At 26.4% G+C, this 22613-nt stretch carries 13 protein-coding genes and 1 pseudogene; 11 read left to right on the top strand and 3 right to left on the bottom strand.

Features of this window, described 5'->3' with window-relative positions; genetic code table 11:
- The first annotated feature begins 379 nt into the window (after positions 1-379).
- Together BGI42_RS12845 and trxA are read left to right on the top strand one after the other, a co-directional pair.
- On the top strand, positions 380-1246 hold the full coding sequence (locus BGI42_RS12845) for an NAD(P)/FAD-dependent oxidoreductase (protein WP_069680678.1): 867 nt from the start codon (positions 380-382) through the stop codon (positions 1244-1246).
- 143 nt (positions 1247-1389) lie between these two features.
- On the top strand, positions 1390-1701 hold the full coding sequence (gene trxA / locus BGI42_RS12840) for a thioredoxin (protein ID WP_069680677.1): 312 nt from the start codon (positions 1390-1392) through the stop codon (positions 1699-1701).
- A gap of 159 nt (positions 1702-1860) precedes the next feature.
- Here the strand turns inward: trxA and BGI42_RS12835 are convergent, their stop codons facing one another.
- The 3 genes from BGI42_RS12835 to BGI42_RS12825 all read right to left on the bottom strand — a co-directional run bounded on the left by BGI42_RS12835 (position 1861) and on the right by BGI42_RS12825 (position 4454).
- Positions 1861-2688 (bottom strand): pyridoxamine kinase, encoded by an 828-nt coding sequence (locus BGI42_RS12835; RefSeq protein WP_069680676.1) that lies wholly within the window; start codon positions 2686-2688, stop codon positions 1861-1863.
- Positions 2689-3095: 407 nt separating this feature from the next.
- Positions 3096-3923, bottom strand: a complete 828-nt coding sequence (locus tag BGI42_RS12830) for a Cof-type HAD-IIB family hydrolase (RefSeq protein WP_069680675.1) — start codon at positions 3921-3923, stop codon at positions 3096-3098.
- A 261-nt stretch (positions 3924-4184) separates the two neighbouring features.
- A complete protein-coding gene (locus BGI42_RS12825; protein ID WP_069680674.1) occupies positions 4185-4454 on the bottom strand; it encodes an ATP cone domain-containing protein in 270 nt (89 codons plus the stop codon).
- A gap of 320 nt (positions 4455-4774) precedes the next feature.
- On the opposite strand from BGI42_RS12825, the pseudogene BGI42_RS12820 reads away from it, so the two are divergent.
- From BGI42_RS12820 to BGI42_RS12780, 9 genes and pseudogenes are all read left to right on the top strand, one after another.
- Positions 4775-7011 (top strand): annotated as a pseudogene (locus BGI42_RS12820) (N-acetylmuramoyl-L-alanine amidase).
- Positions 7012-7511: 500 nt separating this feature from the next.
- Positions 7512-9383, top strand: coding sequence for an N-acetylmuramoyl-L-alanine amidase (locus BGI42_RS12815; protein WP_069680673.1), 1872 nt, complete (start codon positions 7512-7514; stop codon positions 9381-9383).
- A gap of 390 nt (positions 9384-9773) precedes the next feature.
- Positions 9774-11789, top strand: a complete 2016-nt coding sequence (locus tag BGI42_RS12810) for an N-acetylmuramoyl-L-alanine amidase (protein ID WP_069680672.1) — start codon at positions 9774-9776, stop codon at positions 11787-11789.
- A 646-nt stretch (positions 11790-12435) separates the two neighbouring features.
- The gene (locus BGI42_RS12805) at positions 12436-15399 is read left to right on the top strand and encodes a cadherin-like beta sandwich domain-containing protein (RefSeq protein WP_069680671.1); all 2964 of its coding nucleotides are present in this window, start codon (positions 12436-12438) and stop codon (positions 15397-15399) included.
- 952 nt (positions 15400-16351) lie between these two features.
- A complete protein-coding gene (locus BGI42_RS12800) occupies positions 16352-16903 on the top strand; it encodes a YcxB family protein (protein WP_242984727.1) in 552 nt (183 codons plus the stop codon).
- Between the two features lie 511 nt (positions 16904-17414).
- On the top strand, positions 17415-19274 hold the full coding sequence (locus BGI42_RS12795; RefSeq protein WP_069680670.1) for an NTP transferase domain-containing protein: 1860 nt from the start codon (positions 17415-17417) through the stop codon (positions 19272-19274).
- Positions 19275-19287: 13 nt separating this feature from the next.
- Positions 19288-19986: a sugar phosphate nucleotidyltransferase gene (locus BGI42_RS12790; RefSeq protein ID WP_069680669.1), complete on the top strand. Its 699-nt coding sequence runs from the start codon at positions 19288-19290 to the stop codon at positions 19984-19986.
- 82 nt (positions 19987-20068) lie between these two features.
- Positions 20069-21535 carry a flippase gene (locus BGI42_RS12785; protein ID WP_069680668.1) on the top strand — a complete coding sequence of 489 codons (1467 nt, stop codon included), beginning with the start codon at positions 20069-20071 and terminating at the stop codon, positions 21533-21535.
- A gap of 172 nt (positions 21536-21707) precedes the next feature.
- Positions 21708-22415, top strand: a complete 708-nt coding sequence (locus tag BGI42_RS12780; RefSeq protein ID WP_069680667.1) for a collagenolytic protease — start codon at positions 21708-21710, stop codon at positions 22413-22415.
- The last annotated feature ends 198 nt before the right edge of the window (positions 22416-22613 follow it).

Raw genomic sequence — 22613 nt, 5'->3', positions numbered from 1 at the left:
ATATAATTTTAATATATTACTTTAGGCACATTCAAATAAATAGTCAGCATGCTAATCTATTTTCATATGCCTTAAATAATTTTAATACTGCTTCTAATATATTACAACCATGAAAATTAAAAATCTTATTTGAAGTGACAAGCTAAGTATAGAATTTTAGTGTTTATAAATTTAGTTGACATTATTAATAATAAAGATATATAATAAATCAAATAAATAAATTTTATTAAATTAAATTTTACAAAATATATTTTATTAACTAATATATAAGTTTTAAGGTGAAAATTTATATTAAGTTAATGTATTTAAACGTAAGTTTTTAGTAATAATATATTTTAGATTCATTATTATTAATGAGAAAATGTAGGAGGGTAAGCTCATGGCGGAAAGATATGATGTAGCAATCGTAGGTAGTGGACCAGCAGGATTATCAGCTGCTTTAAATTTAAAGATTAGAAAAAAGAATTTTATTATTTTTGGAAGTAAAAATATTAGTAATAAATTAACTAGAGCTCCTAAGATAAATAATTATTTAGGTTTTTATGAAAAAAGTGGACTTGAAATAAGAGATGAGTTTCTTAATCATTTAAAGTCAATGGATATAGAAATTACAGAAGAAAGAGTAAATAATATTTATGCAATGGGAGATTACTTTTCATTAATGATAAATGAAAAAATGTATGAAGCAACTTCTATAATTTTAGCTACAGGAGTAAATTTTGGTAAGCCGTTTGAAGGAGAAGAAGCATTTTTAGGAAAAGGTGTTGGATATTGTGCTACATGTGATGCACCTCTATATAAAGATAAAATAGTTACTATAATAGCTTACAATAAAAAAGATGAACATGAAGCTAACTTTATAGCATCTATAGCATCTAAAGTATATTATGTACCTATGTATAATGAAGAAGTGAATATTAATTCAAATATTGAAGTTATAAAAGATAAACCTATAAAAATAAATGGAGATAATAAAGTTAAATCTTTAGTTTTATCTAATAGGGAGATTGATACAGATGGTATATTTATATTAAGGGATAGTATATCTCCAGGTCAATTAGTACCAGGATTAGATTTATATGAAAATCATGTTAAAGTAGATAGACTTATGAAGACTAATATAAAAGGTTGTTTTGCAGCAGGAGATATAGTAGGTGTACCTTATCAATATATTAAAGCAGCAGGAGAGGGGAATATTGCAGCATTATCTGCAGCTTCTTATGTTGATGAAAAAAATAAAGAATAAATATGTCGCTCTCAACTAAAAAGTGTGGAGTAGCTAATTTGTTATTATTGATTAATTATTAAAAGTTGAACATTGTTAATTGAATTATATATTTATATAGATTTAAGAAATAAAAATAAATTTATAAAGTGAGGTAATAAATTATGTCAAAAATATTAAAAGTTGATGAATTTGATAATGAAATAAAAGAAGGTGTTGTAATAGTAGACTTTTTTGCTAATTGGTGTGGACCTTGCAAAATGTTAGCACCTATATTTGAACAATTAGAAGAAGAAATGAAAGATAAAGTCAAATTCTTTAAAGTCGATGTAGATGAAAGTGGAGAATTAGCAACTAAATTTAATGTATCTAGCATTCCAACTATGATAATATTTAAAGATGGTAAGGATGTAAGTACTGAAATTGGATTTTTACCAAAAGAAAAAATAAAAGAAAACTTAGAAAAATATATATAAAATTAGTTGAGAATTGATAGTGGAAAGTTGAGAGTTAATGAAAAAATTCTTTATGGAATTTTAAAATATATATTTCTAGAAGATCTTTAGGATTTTCAACTAAAACTTTCAATTCTCAATTATCAACTCTCAACTAAAAAGCGTGTTGTAGCGACTTTTTTATAATTCACATAAAAACTCCTCAAAGCAAATTCCTTCATAAGCTGAGATATCTAATTTTGATGTGTATTTTATACATTTACTTATGAAGTCACTAGCCTTTTTTACACTATCTACGATATTTATATTATTTATCATATCAGCAGCTAGTATTGAGCTAAAAACATCACCTGTACCTGAACGATCTTTTCCAATCTTTTTTACACTAACTATTTCAGGCGATTTACCTATTTCATAAATAAAATTTTGTACATAATCATCATTTTGAAGTCCTGTTATAACAACTTTCTTAGGGCCATTTTCACATAAATTCTTAGCGATAAATTCAAGTTCGGCTTGATCTAAAGCTTTATCAGGATAAGGCATATCTATTAATTTACAAGCTTCAGTTAAGTTTGGGGTTATTATGTCAGCATATTTTATTAGTAATTTCATTTCATTACACATTTCATCTGTATATGTTGAATATATCTTTCCATAATCACCCATTATCGGATCAACTAAAACTTTAGTAGTGTCAGTTTTAAATTTCTTTATAAAATCTATGACAATGTCAATTTGATCTTTAGAACCTAAAAAACCTGTAGATATTCCATCAAATTCTAAGTTCAGTTCTTTCCAATGATTTGTGAAGTTTTTCATTTTATTTGTATAGTCATCAAAAAAGAAATTCGGAAATGCTGTATTTGTAGATAAAATTGCAGTTGGCAATGTACAACACTGAATTTTCATAGCAGATATTATTGGAAGTGCAACAGTTAAAGAACAACGCCCGAATCCAGATAAATCATTTATAACAGCTATTCTTTTTTGTTTATTTTTATTCATTTTAACACCTCAATTTAAAAGTAATTAGGCATATGAAAATAAATAACAAGTAAAAGATGTTACAGATATTTTGTGAAATATAATAACTTGGATTATGCTGATAGTTGTACTATTATTATGTTCCAAGTAAGAAGTGATTCACAAAATAAACTAGCATACTGACTAGTTATTTATTTAAATCTGCCTTAAATAAATTTTAATAGATAGAATTTATTTTATATACTATTAATCAACAATAAAGTAATTAATAAAATAAAAAATTTTGATAACATTTATATTATTATTTAATATAATATATTATAAACTAATGAAAAGACTTTAACTAACAAAACTCAGCCTATTCCAAAAGTTAAAGATAATATAAATGTAATAAAGGTATAGAATACTTTTATTACATTTCTCTTGTTTTACAGTATAAATCTTTCTATTGCTTTTGCAACACCATCATTTGTATTTGTATCTGTTATGTAATTAGCAGATTTTTTTACAATATCAGAGCCATTTCCCATAGCTACACCTAGTCCAGCAAATTTAATCATTGATAAATCATTTTCATTGTCACCAATACATATAACTTCATCTTGTTTAATTCCAAGTTTTTCGGATAAAATTTTTGCAGCATTTCCTTTTGATACACCTTTTTGCATAACTTCAAAATTGTTATCTCCAGAACTTACAGTCTCTATGTCAGAGAATTTTAAAAGATTATTTTTAACGTTTAACAAAGTATTTTTATTTTCACTATTATCTATGCAAATTACTTTTATTATTTTATTACTATAATTTTTAAGGATTTTACTTATATCAGATTCGATGAAAAATTTAATTTTTTTATCGTCACTAACTAATTTGTTTGTAATATTATATGTGTGATTTTCAGGAAATTTAGAATCGACAATTGCTGTGTCGTGAGTATAATAAATAATTTTAAAATTATGATCTTTTATGGTGTCATGAATTTTTAATACTTGTTCATCAGTTAATGTATTACTATATATTACTTCATTTGTTGATCTATTTTTTATATAAGCTCCATTACATGAAATAAGATCTGTTTTTATTCCTATAAGTCCAGCAAAATAATCTGCAGATGCAAATATTCTTCCAGTACTTATAGCAATCTGCACACCTTTATTAACAGCTTTTTTTAAAGCTTCTTTATTTCTGTCACTTATATTACTATGACCATTTAATAAAGTTCCATCCATATCTATACATACTAATTTATATTTCATAAATAATATCCTCCCTTTAATACATAAAATAAGGCATATGAAAATAAATAACAAGTCAAAAATACTACAGATATTTTGTGAAATACAATGACTTGGGCTTTGCTAATAGTTGTGCTATTAGTAGGTTCCAAGATAGAAGAAGTAGTTCACAAAATAAATTAGCATACTGACTAGTTATTTATTTGAATGTGCCTAAGCTCTGTTTTAAAGTTTAACATTATAATTATAAATATTAAACTATATTTAAAACAAAGCTTATGATTAAAAGCTTATTGATCCTTCAAGATATGATTTACATATTGCTTTAAATCCTAATTCTTTTAGTACATTTAAGCATATAGCGAAAACTTCATAGGATGAAGTTTCTGTTTTATTTAATTTACTTAAAATATTATTAATTTCTTTTTCAATTAATTTAAGTTCAGCATCTGATAATGGTTCTGTAGCTTCTTGTGATGCACTAAGTAGTGATTGTCTAATTTTTGAAGTTTGAAATTCTTCAATTCTTCCAGTTTTTTTTATTATGTTCATTTGTTCATCTCCTGACTTATAAATGTTTATTTATATTATCGGTTAAAAACTATGTAAAGTAAATGTTTAGTTAATTATATTGTTTTAAAATTGATAACTAAGTTAGTGTAGCAACTTTGTTTATATTATGATTTGCAATAAGTGTAAGTTTTATTAACAACAATATAAAAAATTTATAGTCGATTAATGATTTTTTAGATCAATTATCCATAAGAACTATAATTTACAATGAATACATGATATGATAAAATTAAAATATATTTAGAAGAATTGTGGGAAAAAATGTAAAAGCATGACAACTAGGAAGGGGGATTGATATTTTGAATATTAAAAGTAAAATAGTGTCATTTTTATTTGTATTTTTAGTGACACTAGGATTTATGCCATCAACCATGGTACAAGCATCTGTAAAGGATATAAATATAATATCTAGTACTGAGGTTACTTCAAATGACGCAAAAAAATGGGCTGAAACAAAAGGTGCAACTGAAGAATTCTTAAGCTTAGCAGATCTTTATTGGAAATATTCAGAGGAATGTGGTGGAGTTAATCCTGCCATAGCGTATGTACAAGCAGGGAAAGAAACAGCATTTGGAAGATTTGGAGGAGTTTTAAATTCAAGTTTTCATAATCCTTGTGGAATGAAAACAGCACAAGGTGGATCAGATGGTGACAAGTTGCTCACAAAAAATTTGATTCTTGGGACGAAGGTGTACAAGCACATATGGATCATTTAGCACTTTATGCAGGGGCAGATGATTATCCAAAGAGAGATACATATGATCCAAGACATTTTATAAGCATAAAAGGAAAAGCTTTAACTGTAAATTCTTTGGGAGGAAAGTGGGCTCCAAGTTTATCTTATGGAGAAGAAGTAAATAAATATTATGTAGATTTATGTGATTATTCAGATGTTACAATTGATGAAGAGTATAAAAAAGAAGATAAAAAAGAAGATAAAAAAGAAGATGAAGATGATTCTAATAATTATGATGATAATGATTCATATGATATTGCACCACCAGGACCAATTGAGAAAAAACCAAATTCTTTAATTGGTGATTCAGTAATCATGTTTGATGATTCTTTTGTTGAACCAACTCTTGATAAAGAACCAAATGTTAGTTCAGAGATTGGTTGGAAAAAAGAAGATGGAAAATGGTATTATTATTATTCAAATGGAAATAAAGCCACAGGATGGATAAATCCAAATGGAAATTGGTATTATTTAAAATCTACAGGAGAAATGTGTGTAGGATGGTTAAAATTAGATAATTCATGGTATTATTTTGATTCTGAAGGAAACATGATAACAGGTTGGAAGAAGGTAAATAGTAAATGGTATTATTTAAAGACTAGTGGAATAATGGCAACTGGCTTTTTACAAAATGGACATAGTTTATATTACTTAGATGCATCAGGTGCTATGCTTTCAAAAACAGGATGGAATTTAATTAATACAAAATGGTACTATGTTGAAAACAGTGGTAGTTTAAAGTTAGGCTGGCTTTTTGAAAATGGAATAAAGTATTATCTTCAAGGTGATGGAAGCATGGTCACAGGAGTAAAACAAATAGATAATAAAATTTATCTATTTGATGAAAGTGGAGCTAATAAAACAGGTTGGATTAAAGTAAATAATTATTGGTACTATTTTAATGAAAATTCAGAATTATGTACTGGATGGATTAATTCAAATGGAACACATTATTATTTATATGATAATGGTGCAATGGCAACAGGATGGTTAAATTTGGATGGTGACTGGTATCATTTAAATAATGATGGAAGCAGAAGTTCAGGATGGGTACAAAGTGGTGGATATTATTATTATTTATCTCCTGCAAACGGAAAGTTACTTGTCGATACAAAAGTTGATGGGTATGAAATAGATAATAATGGTAGAAGAGAATCAGATGGTTATGATGTTACTTCTGAAAATGCTTCTAACAATGTTATTGTAGTTGATGCAGGTCACAATTTCGGTGGTGATGATGGAGCTTATGCTACTAATAACGGAATTACTTATTCTGAAAGAGATTTAAATATGCAAGTTGCATCAAAGCTTCAATCAGAACTTGAAAAAAGAGGATATACTGTATCTATGACAAGAAATGAAGATGATATAGAAAGATTACCAGCTAAAGAAAGCCTTGATAAAAGAGTTCAGTTAGCTAATGATCTTAATGCTACTCTATTTATAAGTGTACATCATAATTCAGCAGAAGTTAAATCTGCAAATGGAGTGGAAGTGTATTACAGTACTAATGCTCAAGATGATAGAATGGGTGGAAAAGCACCAGACCAATCAAGAATTGAGAAAAGTAAAGAACTTGCAACAAGTGTTGTAAATAATATAAGTAGTAAAACAGGTGCTATAAATAGAGGACCTAAAAATGCTAATCTTAATGTTTGTAGAAATACTAATATGCCAGCAATACTTATTGAGTGTGGATTTATAACTAATGCTAATGAAGCAGAAAAATGTGCTGATTCTGATTATCAAGAACTTATAGCAGAGGCAATAGCTGAAGCAATTCAAAGTGAATTAAATTAGTAAAATATATTTAAGATAAGACTCTTTTGTGTAAATTTGAAATTTGCATAGAGGAGTTTTTTTATTTGAATTTTTAAATATCAAGAATAATAAATAGTACATTTATTAATAGTAATTCGGTAAAAGTACCATAATATATATAAATGTTAAATATTATTACATAAAAATTAAAATTAAATTCTAATTTTGCCATAAAAGTTATTTAGGGAAATGGTGGTAGTTATAATTTTAAAACAGGGCATGATCCTTGTTATACCAATGGATTAAAGGGGATAATCTTATGAATTATTATGTTTGATGGTTTTTTTTAATTATGTTAAAATTGTTATGAATTTATATTTAGGGCTTTTTAGTGTGAAAAATAATTAAGAATTTGGTGCTGAGTTAATTTATGTATTAAGATACTTAGATTATTGATTTAAAATATATAATTGCCAAATCAAGAACGGTTCTGAATATTAAATATGATAAATTAGGTATATAAAGGCGGTGGGATAATTTTGCAAATTGCAAAAAAAACAATTTCATTTTTTCTTGGCGTAGCTATTATGGTATCTATAATTCCAACAATTAGTGTACAAGCTATTTCAGAAGATATTAATATAATATCAAGTACAGAAGTAACAGCTGCTCAAGCTAAAAAGTGGGCTAAATCAAAAGGTGCCAGTAGTGCTTTTGTGAATTTAGCTGATCTTTTTTGGAAATATGCTAAATATCATGGTAATATAAATCCTGGTATTGCTTATGTTCAATCAGCTAAAGAAACTAAATACGGGAATTTTGGTGGAGTAATAGATCAAAGTTATTATAACACTTGTGGACTTAAAACATCTTCAGGAGGAGGTAATTATGATCCAAATGCACATCAAAGATTTAATTCTTGGGATGAAGGAGTACAAGCTCATCTAGATCATCTTGCATTATATGCAGGTGCAGAAGGTTATCCAAGAAAAGATACTTATGATCCAAGACATTTTTATAGTATTAAAGGAAAAGCTATAACTGTAAATTCATTAAGTGGAAAGTGGGCTCCTAGTAGTACATATGGACAGGAAGTTAATAAATTATATGTAGATTTATTAAATTATTCGAAGTCAAATTTAAGCGAATCTAATACTAATAATTCAACAGAAAGTATCAAATCTTCTATAGGTTGGAAATATAAATGGGGGAATTGGTATTATTATAAATCAGATGGTAAATTAGCTACTGGTTGGATAAAATATGATAATAAATGGTACTATTTATATAGTAGTGGTGTTATGGCAAAAGGATGGATAGATGTATCAGGAAAATGGTATTATTTGAGTTCATCAGGTGCTATGCAAACAGGATGGCTGAAATACAATTATAAATGGTATTATTTAAATAGTGATGGAAGCATGGAAATTGGATTAAGCTCAATTAATAATAAAAAATATTTCTTTGATTCAAGTGGAGCTATGAAAATAGGTTGGGCTAAAATAGGATGGCATTGGTACTATTTTAATAATGATGGATGTATGTTGAAAGGATGGATAAAACCAGATGGAAAATGGTATTATCTTTATTCAGGAAGTGGAGCTATGGCAATAGGTTGGGTAAACCCGGATGGACAAAATTCGTATTATCTAAATAATGATGGTTCTATGGCAACAGGTTGGAAAACAATAGGTGCTGATATTTATTATTTTAATCCTACTTCTGGAGCTATGGCAAAAGACACAATAATAGATGGATGGAAAATTGACTCTTCTGGTAAAAGAGTAGAAAAAACTAATTCAGGTTCTAAAAAATTAATAGTAATTGATCCAGGACATAATTTTGGAGGAAATGATGGTGCATATGCTACACATGATGGAACAGTGTATGTTGAAAGAGATTTAAATATGCAGCTATCATTAATATTAAAATCGAAACTTGAAGCTAATGGATATGAAGTAATGATGACAAGAAAAGAAACTGATAGAGAGACTTTAGAAAGTGTACAAAGCCTTACTAATAGAGTTAATATGGCTAATGATTTTAATGCTGATTTTTTTATAAGTATACATCATAATGCTTCAAAATCATCAGAATCAAATGGAGTAGAAACTTATTATAGTTCAAATAAACAAGATTTTAAATTTGGTTATGGACCTAGTGAATATAAACTTAAATTAAGTAAAGATATGTCAATTGCTATTAATAATAGTATTGTAAGTAAAACAGGAGCTTATAATAGAGGTGCAAAAGATGCAAACTTTTTTGTGTGTAGAAACACTAATATGCCTTCTGTATTAGTTGAAGCAGGATTTATAACAAATTTTGAAGAAGCAAAAAAATGTGCTGATTTTACTTATAAAAATAAAACAGCAGATGGAATAGCAGAAGCTATAGCTAATGAAATTTAAGTATAGCTTTGGATATATAATTATTATTTATGTATAGTAATAAAAATTTTAATATTATTTTTATTATAGTATGTAATTTTTAAAACTTGTTAAAGACCTAAATCAGATATGTTTTGATTTAGGTCTTTTTTTTGATGAAATTATTATTTTCGATAAAATTATAGGTATATTTTAAAAATATTTTTAAAAAAGATTTATAACATTATAATAAAACATAGAAAAATAGGATAAATAATCAAATCATAGATATATACTATACAATTTACTTTTTTTTTAGTATATGTTAGAATTATGATGATTTTAGAATATTACATATATAAAACTTTGACGAATTTTGTAGTAATGTTTTAAAAAACACATCTTAGAAGGGAATGGAGGGAAAGAAAGATTTTGAATATTAATAAAAAGGTTATTTCACTATTTCTTGTTTTAGCTGTGACATTTTCAATAGTTCCAGCAACGAATGTACAAGCTAGTACTACTAAAGAATTTGCTGATTTGGATATTATATCAGATACAGAAGTTACTGTGGAGCAAGCAGAAGAATGGGCTGAATCAAAAGGTGCTACAAGTACATTTATAAGTTTAGCAGCTCTATATTGGAAATATGCAGAAGAATGTGGAAATGTTAATCCAGGAATAGCATATGTACAAGCAGCTAAGGAAACTGGATATGGGAATTTTGGTGGAGTATTAGATGAAAGTTATCATAATCCTTGTGGTATGAAAACGTCAAAAGGTGGAGGAGATACAGATCCTAATGCACATCAAATATTTAGCTCTTGGGATGAAGGGGTACAAGCTCATTTAGATCATCTTGCATTATATGCTGGTGCTAAAGAATACCCAAAAGATGATACATATGATCCAAGACATTTTGTAACTATTAAGGGAAAAGCAGTTACTGTTAATGCATTAGGTGGAAGATGGGCACCAAGTGCTGCATATGGGAAAGAAGTTAATGCATTATACAATAATTTATTAGCTTATTCAGGAATTGATAGTGAATATGAAGAAAACATAAAGCCAGATAATTCAGGTTCAGAAGATGAGGAAGATAAAGAAAACAAAGAAGAAGAATACATTCCACAATTCCCAAAAGAAGGAACAAAGCCAAAGGTACCTGAAATATCAAAACCTGTTAAAAATGTGAATGATAATAATAATATTTCATCTTCAATTGGTTGGAAACAACAATATGGAAATTGGTATTATTATAAATCAGATGGAACTAAAGCAACTGGTTGGATAAATCCTGATGGAAATTGGTATTACTTATATGGCGATGGTTCAATGGCTACAGGTTGGCTTAAAACCAAGAATAAGTGGTATTATCTTCAAAATTGGGGAGCAATGAAAAAAGGTTGGTTAAAAGATAGTGGAAAGTGGTATTACCTTCAAGGTGATGGATCTATGGTTACAGGATTCAGTTCTATAAATAGTAAAACTTATTTCTTTGATGTAAGTGGAACTATGAGAGTTGGTTGGTTTGAAATAAGTGGAAATTGGCATTATTTCAATACTGATGGAAGTATGTTAACTGGATGGATTAAACCATATGAACATTGGTATTACTTACATTCTAATGGTGCTATGGCAAAAGGTTGGATAAAACTTAAAGATGATAAATGGTATTATCTAAATAATAATGGTGCTATGGCAACAGGATGGACTGTGATAGGTAATGATACTTATTATTTGAATCCTTCATCAGGAGAAATGTTTAAAGATACTGTAATAGATGGATGGAAAGTAGCTCCAGATGGAAAAATACAAAAGAGGGTTAATGATGGACCTTCATCTTCTAAGTTAATTGTAATTGATCCAGGTCATAATTACGGAGGAGATGACGGAGCTTATGCAACTCATAATAGAGTTCTTTATTCTGAAAGAGATTTAAATATGCAACTTTCAATGAAGCTTAAAGTAAAACTAGAATCTTTAGGTTATAAGGTAGTTATGACAAGAGAGGAAACTGACAGAGAAACTTTAAGTGTTACTCAAAGTCTTACAAAGAGAGTAGAGTTAGCAAATAATCTTAATGCAGACTTTTTTATAAGTGTACATCATAATTCAGCAGAAGCTTCATCAGCAAATGGTGTAGAAACTTATTATAGCACAAGAGCACAAGATTCAAAATTTGGTGGATTCTATAGTGAATCTAAAATTTCTATAAGTAGAAGAATGGCTACTAACATTACTAATAGAATTATAAATAAAACAGGAGCTATTAATAGAGGTGGTAAAGATAATAATTTATTTGTATGTAGAAATACAACAATGCCATCAGTATTAGTAGAGGCAGGATTTATAAGTAATCCTACAGAAGCAGCAAATTGTGCTAATTCAAATTATCAACATAAAATAGCAGATGGTATTGCAGAAGCAGTATCAAATGCATTTTAGGTACATTTAAATAAATAACTAGTAAGTATGCTAGTTATTTATTTTTATATTCATTAGACATTAAAAAGAAGGTGTTATGCCTTCTTTTTTTATATGTTAAGTAAATTATAGAATATTTACAGATTGAAAAACTTATAAAATCTAGGTTTAATATTAGTTAAGAAGTGATGGTTAAAAGTTATAGGAAAAAATTCTGTTAAACAACTTTAACTAAAATTAGTATAATTAATAAATATAACAATTGTTTGAATAATTTTCATATATAGATATTGGCTTTTAATGATAATTATATATAAAGATGCAATATATTTAAACGAAAATATAGTATGATTAACTTTTTTAAAATAAGTGTAAATTCTTGAGTATTTCCTGAGAAATATTTAGAAATAAGTCTAATAAAATTTAAGTTAAAGCAAATATTAGTTGATAATTGAGAGTGGAAAGTGGAGAGTTAAGGAAAAAATTCCTGGCAGAATTTTAAAGTATATATTTTTAGAAAATCTTTAGGATTTTCAACCAAAATTTTCAATTCTCAATTATCCACTCTTAACTAAAAAGTATGGCGTAGCCACTTTTGTTATTACAAAAATATGATAATATATATGTATATATTATAAATTTGGGAAAAATTATTAGGAGGATGAACATGGGGGAGAAAATTAATAAAAAGAGAATTATATCGCTATTTGTAGCATTAACATGTATGTTTTCTTTATTGCCAGTACAGTTTGGAACAATAAAAGTACAAGCAGCTACAAGTTTAGATATTAATGGCTCTCAGTATGCATTAAATGTTACTGGTACCAAGCTTGAAGGTAATACTATTGATACTGGTGTAAAAGTTGATAGTACTAAAACTATTTATAATACACAAGGTAGATTTAAAGAATTTCAAATAGATTTACCAAAGTATAAGAATGAAATAGTTGAACCAAAGAAGACTGAAAGAGACGATGTTAAAGGAGAAATAACTGAGACTGAACAAAAAACAATAATAGATAGAAAGATAGATATTAATTCTATAAACAGAATAGGAAAAGAAGATTTAAAAGATATTGATGTTATAACAGAACAAACTCAAACTAAGTCAATTTCAGGTGATATTGTTAATGGTGTTAGAATAGACAATATTCCACTAGGAACTAATGAAGTAATGTATAAAATAACTGAAAAGACTACTGTTATTACTACAAAAACAGTTTTTAAGGTAAATGTTGATGGTACAACTTCATTGATTTCAGGACCTACTACAAGTCAAACACAAGAAGAACTAGTAAGTTCTCCAACACCTATAACTATTGAGCATGCAGAAAATTATGCTCAAGGTAAAATAAAAAAGATTGATTTTAAAAGTTATGTAGGATCAAAGGATAATTATGATAACCAACCTGATAATGGAGGAAAAAATAAGGTTCCATTTTTATATGATAAAGAACTTTTAACTACAGATACTGAAAGCTTTTTTACTTATGAACATATAGTAAATGACCAAGTACAAAATTTACAATATGCTATAAATTTTGAGGAGTCATTTAATTTAAATGGAGCTAAAGTATGGATGGATGGAGCTAGTAAAGGTGATATAACTAGTAATGGAAATGTAATTACTGGATCTTTACAAAAAACAGATTCAAAAATTATGGTAATTAAAATGCCTACTAGTAGTGGAGGCAGTGGTGATGATAACACTTTAGGTAAAAACTATGCAATTAAAATGAAATTCATAGATGAGAATGCTAGTAATGACTATACATTAAGAAAATTAGATATAGAAAGTAAGTATAATGATATAACAGATGCTACTAACTATATAGAAAAAGAATTTAAAGATGTTACTGTGCCAGGACAATCTAAGAGATATGAGGGAAAAATTCATTTAGATAAGAATTCTGGAAAAGTTAAAATAACACCACAGTTTGGTAAAGAAAGTGGATATGTAGTAAAGTTAAGTAATCATTATATTGATGAATATGGCAACATTAGAATAAAACAACAAGACTTTGATAAGTTTGTATCATTTAATAATAGTGATAAAGAAAATATAATATATATGGATGTATATGAAGGATCTGACAATTCAGATGAATTAGGAGCACTTTTAGCAACTTATGAGTTAAAAGTTGTATTAGAAGGAGAAAAATCAGCATTTGATTTTGGATTTGGTAATACAATTTTAAAAGATGCTAATGGTGGTACTAAAGAAGTTAACTTTAATTCATCAGTTCATAAGTATGATTTATATGTAACAGATCCATCAAAGAAGGTTACAATTACTTATAAAACTGGATTACCTGAAAGTAATGCGGTGATTAAGGTAAATGGAATTTCAGAAAATATTCCTATAATAGGTGGGGTAGCTGAATTTGATTTAAATAAATCAGGTGGTAAACAATTAACTATTAGTGTTTATAAGGATGGAAATTTAGTCTCTGATAAGTATATATTTAATGTACAAGGAGATTCAGATGATGGAGAAGGAGAACTTCCAAGTGCTCAAAATGCATATTTAAGCTATTTAAATTTTAGTACTGGAGACTTAAAGAATGAAGATGGAAATTCTGGCTTTTTAAGAGAAACATTAAATTATGATTTATTAGTAAAACCAGATACTAAAATTGTTGATGTTACAGCAATAGTTGATGAACCTAAAGCAAGTATAACTGAAGCAAAAGTTGTTGAAACAGGAGAAATTTATAATTTAACTTCAGGTACAAAAGGTCAAATCCCATTACAAGCAAGTGGAACAACAACATTACAAATAGTTGTTACAGCAGAAAATGGTAAAGATAAAAAGAAGTACACTGTAGTTATTAATCATGATGATAGAGGAAATAATGCTGATTTAAAAGATATTGAATTAAGCACTGGAGAATATGAATTTGATTCTGATGATGATGAGATTAAAGTACGTGTTGATCAAGATGTGAAAAAAATTAAAGTTAAACCAATACCTGTAGATTCAAATTATTCAAATATTATTGTAGATGGTGAAAAATTTACAGGAGATGCAATTTCAGTAAGTCTTCAAGGTCAATGGAAAACAGAAATTGATATAGATGTAATAGCAGAAGATAGAAGTACTGAAAAAACATATACTTTAATTATATATAGAAGTAATGATTCTTTAGATGATATTAAAGATCCAGATTATGACGATGATGACGAAGAAGATGATGACGATGCTTATTACGATGAAAGTAGTAGAATTTGGATTGATATGAGTAAATATGAGGAATGGGCAAAAATAAAAGGAAAATATATTTACTTTGATAAGAGAGGAAGACAAGTTAAAGACGCTTGGGTAAAGGTTGAAGGTGAATGGTTCTATGTTAATAAATATGGACATAGAACAACTGGATGGAAGAAAGAAAGTGATGGTAGATGGTACTATCTTGATAGAAATGGTAGAATGACAATTGGTTGGTTCTATGATAAAGATAGTAGAAGTCAATATTATTTCAATGGAAATGGAACAATGCATGTAGGTTGGCTATATATGGGTGGAAACTGGTATTATTTTGATTCAAGCGGTAAAATGCTTCAAAATGAAAAGGCATATATAGATGGTGATTGGTATTCATTCTCTACTTTTGGAATAATGTATAAATAATAATTTTATTTATTACATTGGAACAGTAGATAGTTTTAAGAAAAAATAAAACTATTTACTGTTCTTTATTTTTATATAGTAAATTATATAATTCTTAAAGCTTAAAGGTTTTATAAAATCACGATTTACAAATATTGATTAAGAGAAAGGATAAGTTAGAATTGATAGTGGACAATTTTCAACTCTCAACTAAAAGTGTGGAGCAGTAATTTTTTTATATTATAAGAAATAGGATATATACATGGCTGATTAATTTTATTGATTAAGTATAAAACAATATGTGTATATCCTATTTTAAAATTTATATAAAATGAGAGGAAAAATTATAATTTTATACTATGCAAAAGTCTTAATAAATGTTATTGGATATGTTTACAAGTTGTAATATAATTAAATTATAGATTAATTGGTTTTGAAAAGAAATAATATTTAATAGCTATTAATTAATATATTAGGGTAATGATAGTGTAAAGTACGCTATGGAAAAACCATATTTAAAAAGTAAATAACTAAATAATCAATATAAGTTAAAATCAGTAATAATATAATTATGTGGGTTGAACAACAGTAATACAAACTTTATATAAACTTATAAAAGTATATTAAAATTTTATAAAGAAGGAAGGAGGGAGTTGCCAAAGTTTATATTTAAATTCGTTTGAGCAGGTGGTATAATACTAATTAGCTATTGTGAATCCCAGACATTGCGAAAGTGGTGTAATCATAGGATAGAACCTTGAGGGTGTTAGTGTTTAAAATATGCGAGAACCAAGCAAAATTAGTAAATACAAGAGCGTACACTTTAAAGTAATCTTGTATATGTACCATGCGTTGTATGGGAATTTAAGCCCTTGGAGTGTTATATCAAACTAAAGTAGCTTTTAGCAAAATGGGACACGATGAACAGGGAATTAAACAAGCTTTATAAAGTTTTATAAGGTTTTGGCAACGGATGAGAATGATTGAGGTAAGATATAAAAATACTGAAGAACAATGGGTGGATTTTTCTGTTTATAAAATGAGTAGTCAAAGTGAAAAAGATAGATTGGCCATATTAAGGAGAAATTTATTTTTGGGAATAGGTATTTTAATTGGAGTACTATATTGTATTTTAGCAATGCAAGATTATCAAAAAGGTGATAGTCCCGCATTTTCTATTATTTTGGGAATTGTTTTTACTGGTATAGGCATATTTGGTTATTTTAAATTGCCTACATATTGGATTAAAAGAGCAAAGAAAAATTTTAAGGATTTCTTTAAAAAAAATGAAAGAGTATTGGCAAGAACAATAGAGGTTTTATTAGAGAGAGAATCATTGATAATAACCAGAAATAAGGAAAAAATAAAGATTTTATTAAGCAATATAACAAATGTTGAAGAAGTAAATAATTGTATTTATATAATTGCAAAAGATAATTCAGGAATAGTTATTCCAAATGATGCTTTTAAAAACCAAGATGATAGAGTAAATTTTAAAGTTGCTATAACTAATGGTAAAAAATAATATTGATAAAATAAAAGCTATATGTTAAGTTGATTTTTAACTTAACATATAGCTTGATTTTTGTGAATTTATAAAGATTTCTTAGTCTATAATAATCTAGTATGAAAAATATATTTGTGATATACCATAACTTTAAACTCTTAATTATCAACTAAAAAGAGTGGCATAGTAACTTTGTTCATGTATAGGAAATTATATGATTTTATTTTAGAGAACTTTAGGATTTTCAACTAAAAAACATGGCATATCCACTTTTTTATATTATATGGTAAAAACTTAATAAATGTATTTACTTTCAATATAAATTATATTATAATTTATTATAAGTTCAATTTATGAACAATATATTTAGTCGATTTGGAATTGAATAATATATAAATTAAGAATAATGTTTTTGTAATTTTATGTGTTAAAATATTAAAATTTTTAATAAAAAAGTCTAAGCCTAAATATTTTGATTTTAGATAAGATAATTTTAGCATTTTAAATATAGTTTAAGGGGGAAAGGGAATTGTTAGAAGATAGATTAGAAATATTAAAGATATTAAACAACAATTTTAATATTAATCAAAGAGAGTTATCAAGGAGAACTAATATTTCTTTAGGTAAGGTAAACGCTATTTTAAAAGAGTTTACTACTGATGGAACTATAGAAAGAATTGTAAATAATAGAGGAATTTTATATAGAGTAACAGAAAAAGGAATGAAAATATTAGAAGAAAATCTTGCTTCTGCCAAGAATACTAGATTAAAAATTCATGAAGATGATAATAAACCTGTTAAAGAAGCTGTTATTCTTGCAGCTGGAAGAGCTAAGGATTTTGGTAAGCCAGTTGGTATGCTTGAAATAGAAGATTTTAAGTTAATAGATAGAACATTAAATATACTTAAAGAAAATGGTATTAATAAAATTACTATAATAACAGGATATGAGAGTGTTTATTATGAAGAGTATTTTAAAAATAATAAGAATATAAATTTAGTTAAAAGTGATAAATATAAATGGACTGGAACTATGTATTCACTATCTTTAGCTAAGGAATATATTAATGACGATTTTTTACTTATAGAAAATGATTTGATTTTTGAAAAAAGATCTATTAGAGAACTTATAGAAAGTAAGAATAGAGATTGTATACTTCTTACTAATGAAAGTGGTTCTGGTGATGAAGCTTTTGTTGAAATAAGAGATAATCATTTATTTAAAATGTCTAAAGATATACATCAATTTAATAGAATTGATGGTGAAATGATAGGTATAACCAAAGTATCTTATAAGTTATATCAAATGATGCTTGAAGAATTTAAAGGTAATATAAATCCATATTTAAATTATGAATATGTATTGTTAGATGTTGCAAGAGATTATAATATAGGTTTTGTTAAAATAGATGATCTTGCTTGGGGAGATGCTGATACTAAGAAAGAGTATGAAAATATTTTAAATCATTTATATCCAACAATAAGAAGACGTGAACTTAACTATGAAATTAGTACTGTAAAAACTATAATTAGAGAAACTATGAAAGTAAACGAAGAAGATATAAGTGAAGTTGTGCCTGCTGGAGGAATGACTAATAAGAATTATAGAGTTTGTGTTAAAGGAAAAAGATATATCCTAAGGGTTGCAGGGATTGGTACTGAAAGTATGATAAGCAGAAAAAATGAGATGTTTAATTCTTCAATTGCTTCTGATAGAGGATATAATGTTGAAACTCCGTATTTTAATGTTGAAACTGGAATAAAAATATCTACTTTTATAGAAAATGCAGAAACTTTAACTCCAAGAAGTATTAAAAAGGAAGAAAATTTAAAACAAGTTACTAAAATATTAAGAGAATTACATGAAGATAATGAATTTTCAATGAAAAATGAATTTAATGTATTCAGAGAACTTGAAAAGTATGAGGATATTTTAAAAAAAGCTGATGGTGTATTTTTTAATGATTATAAAGAAGTAAGAGAAAAATTTATGAAACTTGAACAAGTTTTAAAGGATTGTAATAGAGTATTTGTACCATCACATAATGATTTAGTTTCAGAAAACCTAGTAAAGGATACAGATGGTAGAATGTATTTAATAGATTGGGAATACAGTGGAATTAATGATGATATGTGGGATTTAGCAGGACTTTCTTTAGAAAATAGTTTTTCAGAAGATGATATAGAATTAATGTTTAGACTTTATTTTAATGGAGAGCCAGATGAAAATTCAAGAAAAAGATTACTTATTCATCAAATAAGTCAAGATATATTATGGGCTGTATGGACATTAATTAAGGAAAATGAAGGCGATGATTTCGGAACATATGGCATTGATAGATACAATAGAGGAAAAGAAAATCTAAAAAAACTAGAAGCTGAATTTTAAGGAGAGAAAACATATGAGAGCGATATTAGTAGCAGCTGGTATGGGTACTAGACTTAGACCACTTACCAATACTATACCAAAATCTTTGATTGAGGTTAATGGGATATCATTACTTGAAAGACAAATACTTAACTTAAGAGAAATAGGAATAGATGAAATTATCGTTTTGACTGGATATTTACATGAAAAGTTTGATGATTTGGTTAAGAAGTATGATTTGATAAAAATAGTTAATGACAAGTATGATGTTTATAATAATATTTATACTATGTATTTAGCTAAAGATTATCTTCAAGATGCATTTGTTATTGATGCAGACAATTATATTAATAAAAACTTTTTACCTAATAAAAGACCTGATAATTCAGAGTATTATTCTGCTTGTAAGGAAAATATAGTTGGTGAATGGATATTAAGGTATGATGAAAATAATAAGTTACAAAGAGTTGATATAGGAAAAGAAGGGGATGAACCTTCTTATATAATGTCAGGGGCATCTTATTGGAGCAAAAAAGACGGAAAAATAATAGCACAAAGAATAGATGAAAAAGTTAAATGTGGAGATTTTAAAAATTTATATTGGGATGATATAGTTGTTGAAAACCTTAATGATTTAGAAGTTTATGTTAATAAAATAGGCTCTAATGATATTTTTGAAATAGATTCTATTAAGGATTTGGAATATCTAAAAAACAAGCTTAGTATAAAATAGACTTAATTTGACAACTTCTTTAGTTAGTGTAAAATATAGTAGAAGTAAAATAATCCATTTAGGATTATAGGAGGACTACAACATGTCAAAATCAATATCGAAAAATGCATTGTTTAAGGGATCGTTAAATTTATTTAATATTGTATTACCAATATTAGTTGGTCCAGTTATAGCACAAACATTAGGCGATAAGTCATATGGACAGATATCATATGCCGAATCTTTAACTGGATGGTTTTTAATATTTGCAAGTTTCGGGATTTCTCAATATGGATTAAGAGAAGTAAGTAAAGTAAGAGATGATGAAGAAAAACTTCAACAAACATTTACTAGTTTATTTTTATTTACTTTAGTTACTAATATATTAGTTTCTTCAATATATATGATATATGTATTTACAATAGGTAGAAACAGACCAGATTTTTATACTTGTATGATTTTAGGTTTTAACCTTGTATTTAATCTTTTTTATGTTGAATGGATAAATGAAGCATTAGAAAATTATGATTTTATAGCAACAAAGACTATGGTAGTTAGAATAATTTATTCTTTGTTAGTTATATTTTGTATAAGAGATATTAGTAATTTTAATTTATACTTATATTTAGTAATAGGATCTAATTTTATAAATAATATCTTGAGTTTTGTATACATAAAAAAAAGAGTAAGATTTAATTTTAAAAATTTACAATTTAAAAGGCATATTAAACCAATGTTTTTTGTTGTTATTTTATCTAATGTGAATATTTTATATACTCAATTAGATAAGATAATGTTAGGTAGCCAAACTTTTGGAACAGATACTGTTAATGTTGGATATTATAATATGGCTCAAAAGATAATGTCGATAATAAATATATTAATGCTTACTATAATTCAAGTGACTATGCCTAGACTTTCTAACTATCTTGGGAATGATTCAAAGGAAGAGTATATTTCTCTTTTAAGAAGAATTATAAAAATATATTTTATGTTTTTATTTCCGGCATCTATAGGGATGCTATGTCTTTCAAAAGAAATAATTCTTTTATATGGAGGATCACAATTTGTTAAGGCTATCCCAATAATGTTTGTATTTTCGATTTATATGTTAACTATTGGAGTTGAGGGAATAATAGCTAATCAAATGATATATCTTAATGGAAGAGAAAAAGATGATGTAAAATTAGTTTTAATTGGTGGAATTTTAAATGTTATATTAAATGTTGCTTTAGCATTAATGGGATATTTTACACCAACAAATGCTATTATAACAACTCTTATTTCAAATCTCATTGTAATAGTACTTGAATATAGATTTGCAAGAAAAGTTATTAATATAGATATAAATTTATTTGCATTTGAAAATATTAAATATTTTTATTATTCAATATTATTTATTCCATTAATATTTGCAATAAAATATTTTATAAATAGTATATTATTAGTTTCAGGATTATCAGTATTAATATGTGGAATAGTTTATGTTGGAATATTAGTGTTTTCTAAAGATGAAGTATTTTTGCAATTGAGTGATACGTTACTGAGAAAATTTAAAATAAAGAGATAAACTAGTATACTGACTAGTTATTTATTTGAATGTGTCTAATAAGAAGCGTGAAGTTTTAGAAATAAAATTTCACGCTTTTAGTTCTATTAAGGAATAATTTTACATAAGTTATTAATAAGTAAATTAAAAGTTATATGATAATTCAAAAGCTAAAAAAGAGGGGGATATTTTTGTGGTTAAAAGAATTATAAAAAAAAGCTTATTAGTACTTATGACAGTATGTTGTTTAAATATTTTAGGATTTCAATCTGGTTTAAAAGTATATGCCACAACATTAGAAGATACTAAATTAACAACTAATGAAAATAAATTAGATGGTGAAAAATTCATTAAGGTATGTGAAGAAGAAAATTTATATAAAGCAAGTGTATATAATAATATAGGAAGAGGTATAATCAATTTTAGATTTTTAGATAATATTAAATTAAATAATATAAAAATAGATATATTAAATCCTAATAATGATAAAAAATCTGCAAACTATGTTTTAGATAGTAAAAATTCGGTTATACTAATAGATAACCTTCAAGCAGGTTTAACTAAGGTAATTATAAAAGAGAAGATAACTGAAAAAGAGATTTGTAAACTATATATAGATTATAATAAAAACTTTAATGATAATGATGAAGTTGGATGGGTTAAAAGTTTAGGACAATGGTATTTTATAGATCCATCAACTAGGGATAGAAAAACTAATTGGTTACTTCATAATGGACATTGGTACTATTTAGATGAAGATGGAGTTATGAAAAACGGTTGGATTTTATATAATGATAATTGGTATTACCTAAATTCAAAAGGAGTAATGCAAACTGGATTTATAAAAGATGAAAAGGGCGATTTATATTATTTAAATGAAGATGGAACATTGAGAGTTTAGATTAAATATGACATAGTATAATTATTTTATAATTATTTATTAAATATATTTTAAAGAATATTAAATGTAAAAGATTTAATAAGACATAATGAAAGAGGAGTAGAGTTATTAATAACTCTACTCCTCTTTCATATGGAAAAATTATATGAAGTTTAAATATTTAAAGCTTAATAAAATCTAATTAAAATAAACACTAGT

The organism is Clostridium taeniosporum (genome assembly GCF_001735765.2).
Lineage (GTDB): Bacteria > Bacillota > Clostridia > Clostridiales > Clostridiaceae > Clostridium > Clostridium taeniosporum.
The sequence above is the reverse complement of the archived record's forward strand: the minus strand, read 5'-3'. Positions and strand labels throughout refer to the sequence as shown.

Excerpts from the sequence above, each read along its gene's own strand:
- BGI42_RS12845 (WP_069680678.1), top strand. The coding sequence starts at position 380 with ATGGCGGAAAGATATGATGTAGCAATCGTAGGTAGTGGACCAGCAGGA.
- BGI42_RS12825 (WP_069680674.1), bottom strand. The coding sequence starts at position 4,454 with ATGAACATAATAAAAAAAACTGGAAGAATTGAAGAATTTCAAACTTCA.
- BGI42_RS12805 (WP_069680671.1), top strand. The coding sequence starts at position 12,436 with ATGGGGGAGAAAATTAATAAAAAGAGAATTATATCGCTATTTGTAGCA.
- trxA (WP_069680677.1), top strand. The coding sequence starts at position 1,390 with ATGTCAAAAATATTAAAAGTTGATGAATTTGATAATGAAATAAAAGAA.
- BGI42_RS12790 (WP_069680669.1), top strand. The coding sequence starts at position 19,288 with ATGAGAGCGATATTAGTAGCAGCTGGTATGGGTACTAGACTTAGACCA.
- BGI42_RS12785 (WP_069680668.1), top strand. The coding sequence starts at position 20,069 with ATGTCAAAATCAATATCGAAAAATGCATTGTTTAAGGGATCGTTAAAT.
- BGI42_RS12800 (WP_242984727.1), top strand. The coding sequence starts at position 16,352 with ATGAGAATGATTGAGGTAAGATATAAAAATACTGAAGAACAATGGGTG.
- BGI42_RS12835 (WP_069680676.1), bottom strand. The coding sequence starts at position 2,688 with ATGAATAAAAATAAACAAAAAAGAATAGCTGTTATAAATGATTTATCT.
- BGI42_RS12830 (WP_069680675.1), bottom strand. The coding sequence starts at position 3,923 with ATGAAATATAAATTAGTATGTATAGATATGGATGGAACTTTATTAAAT.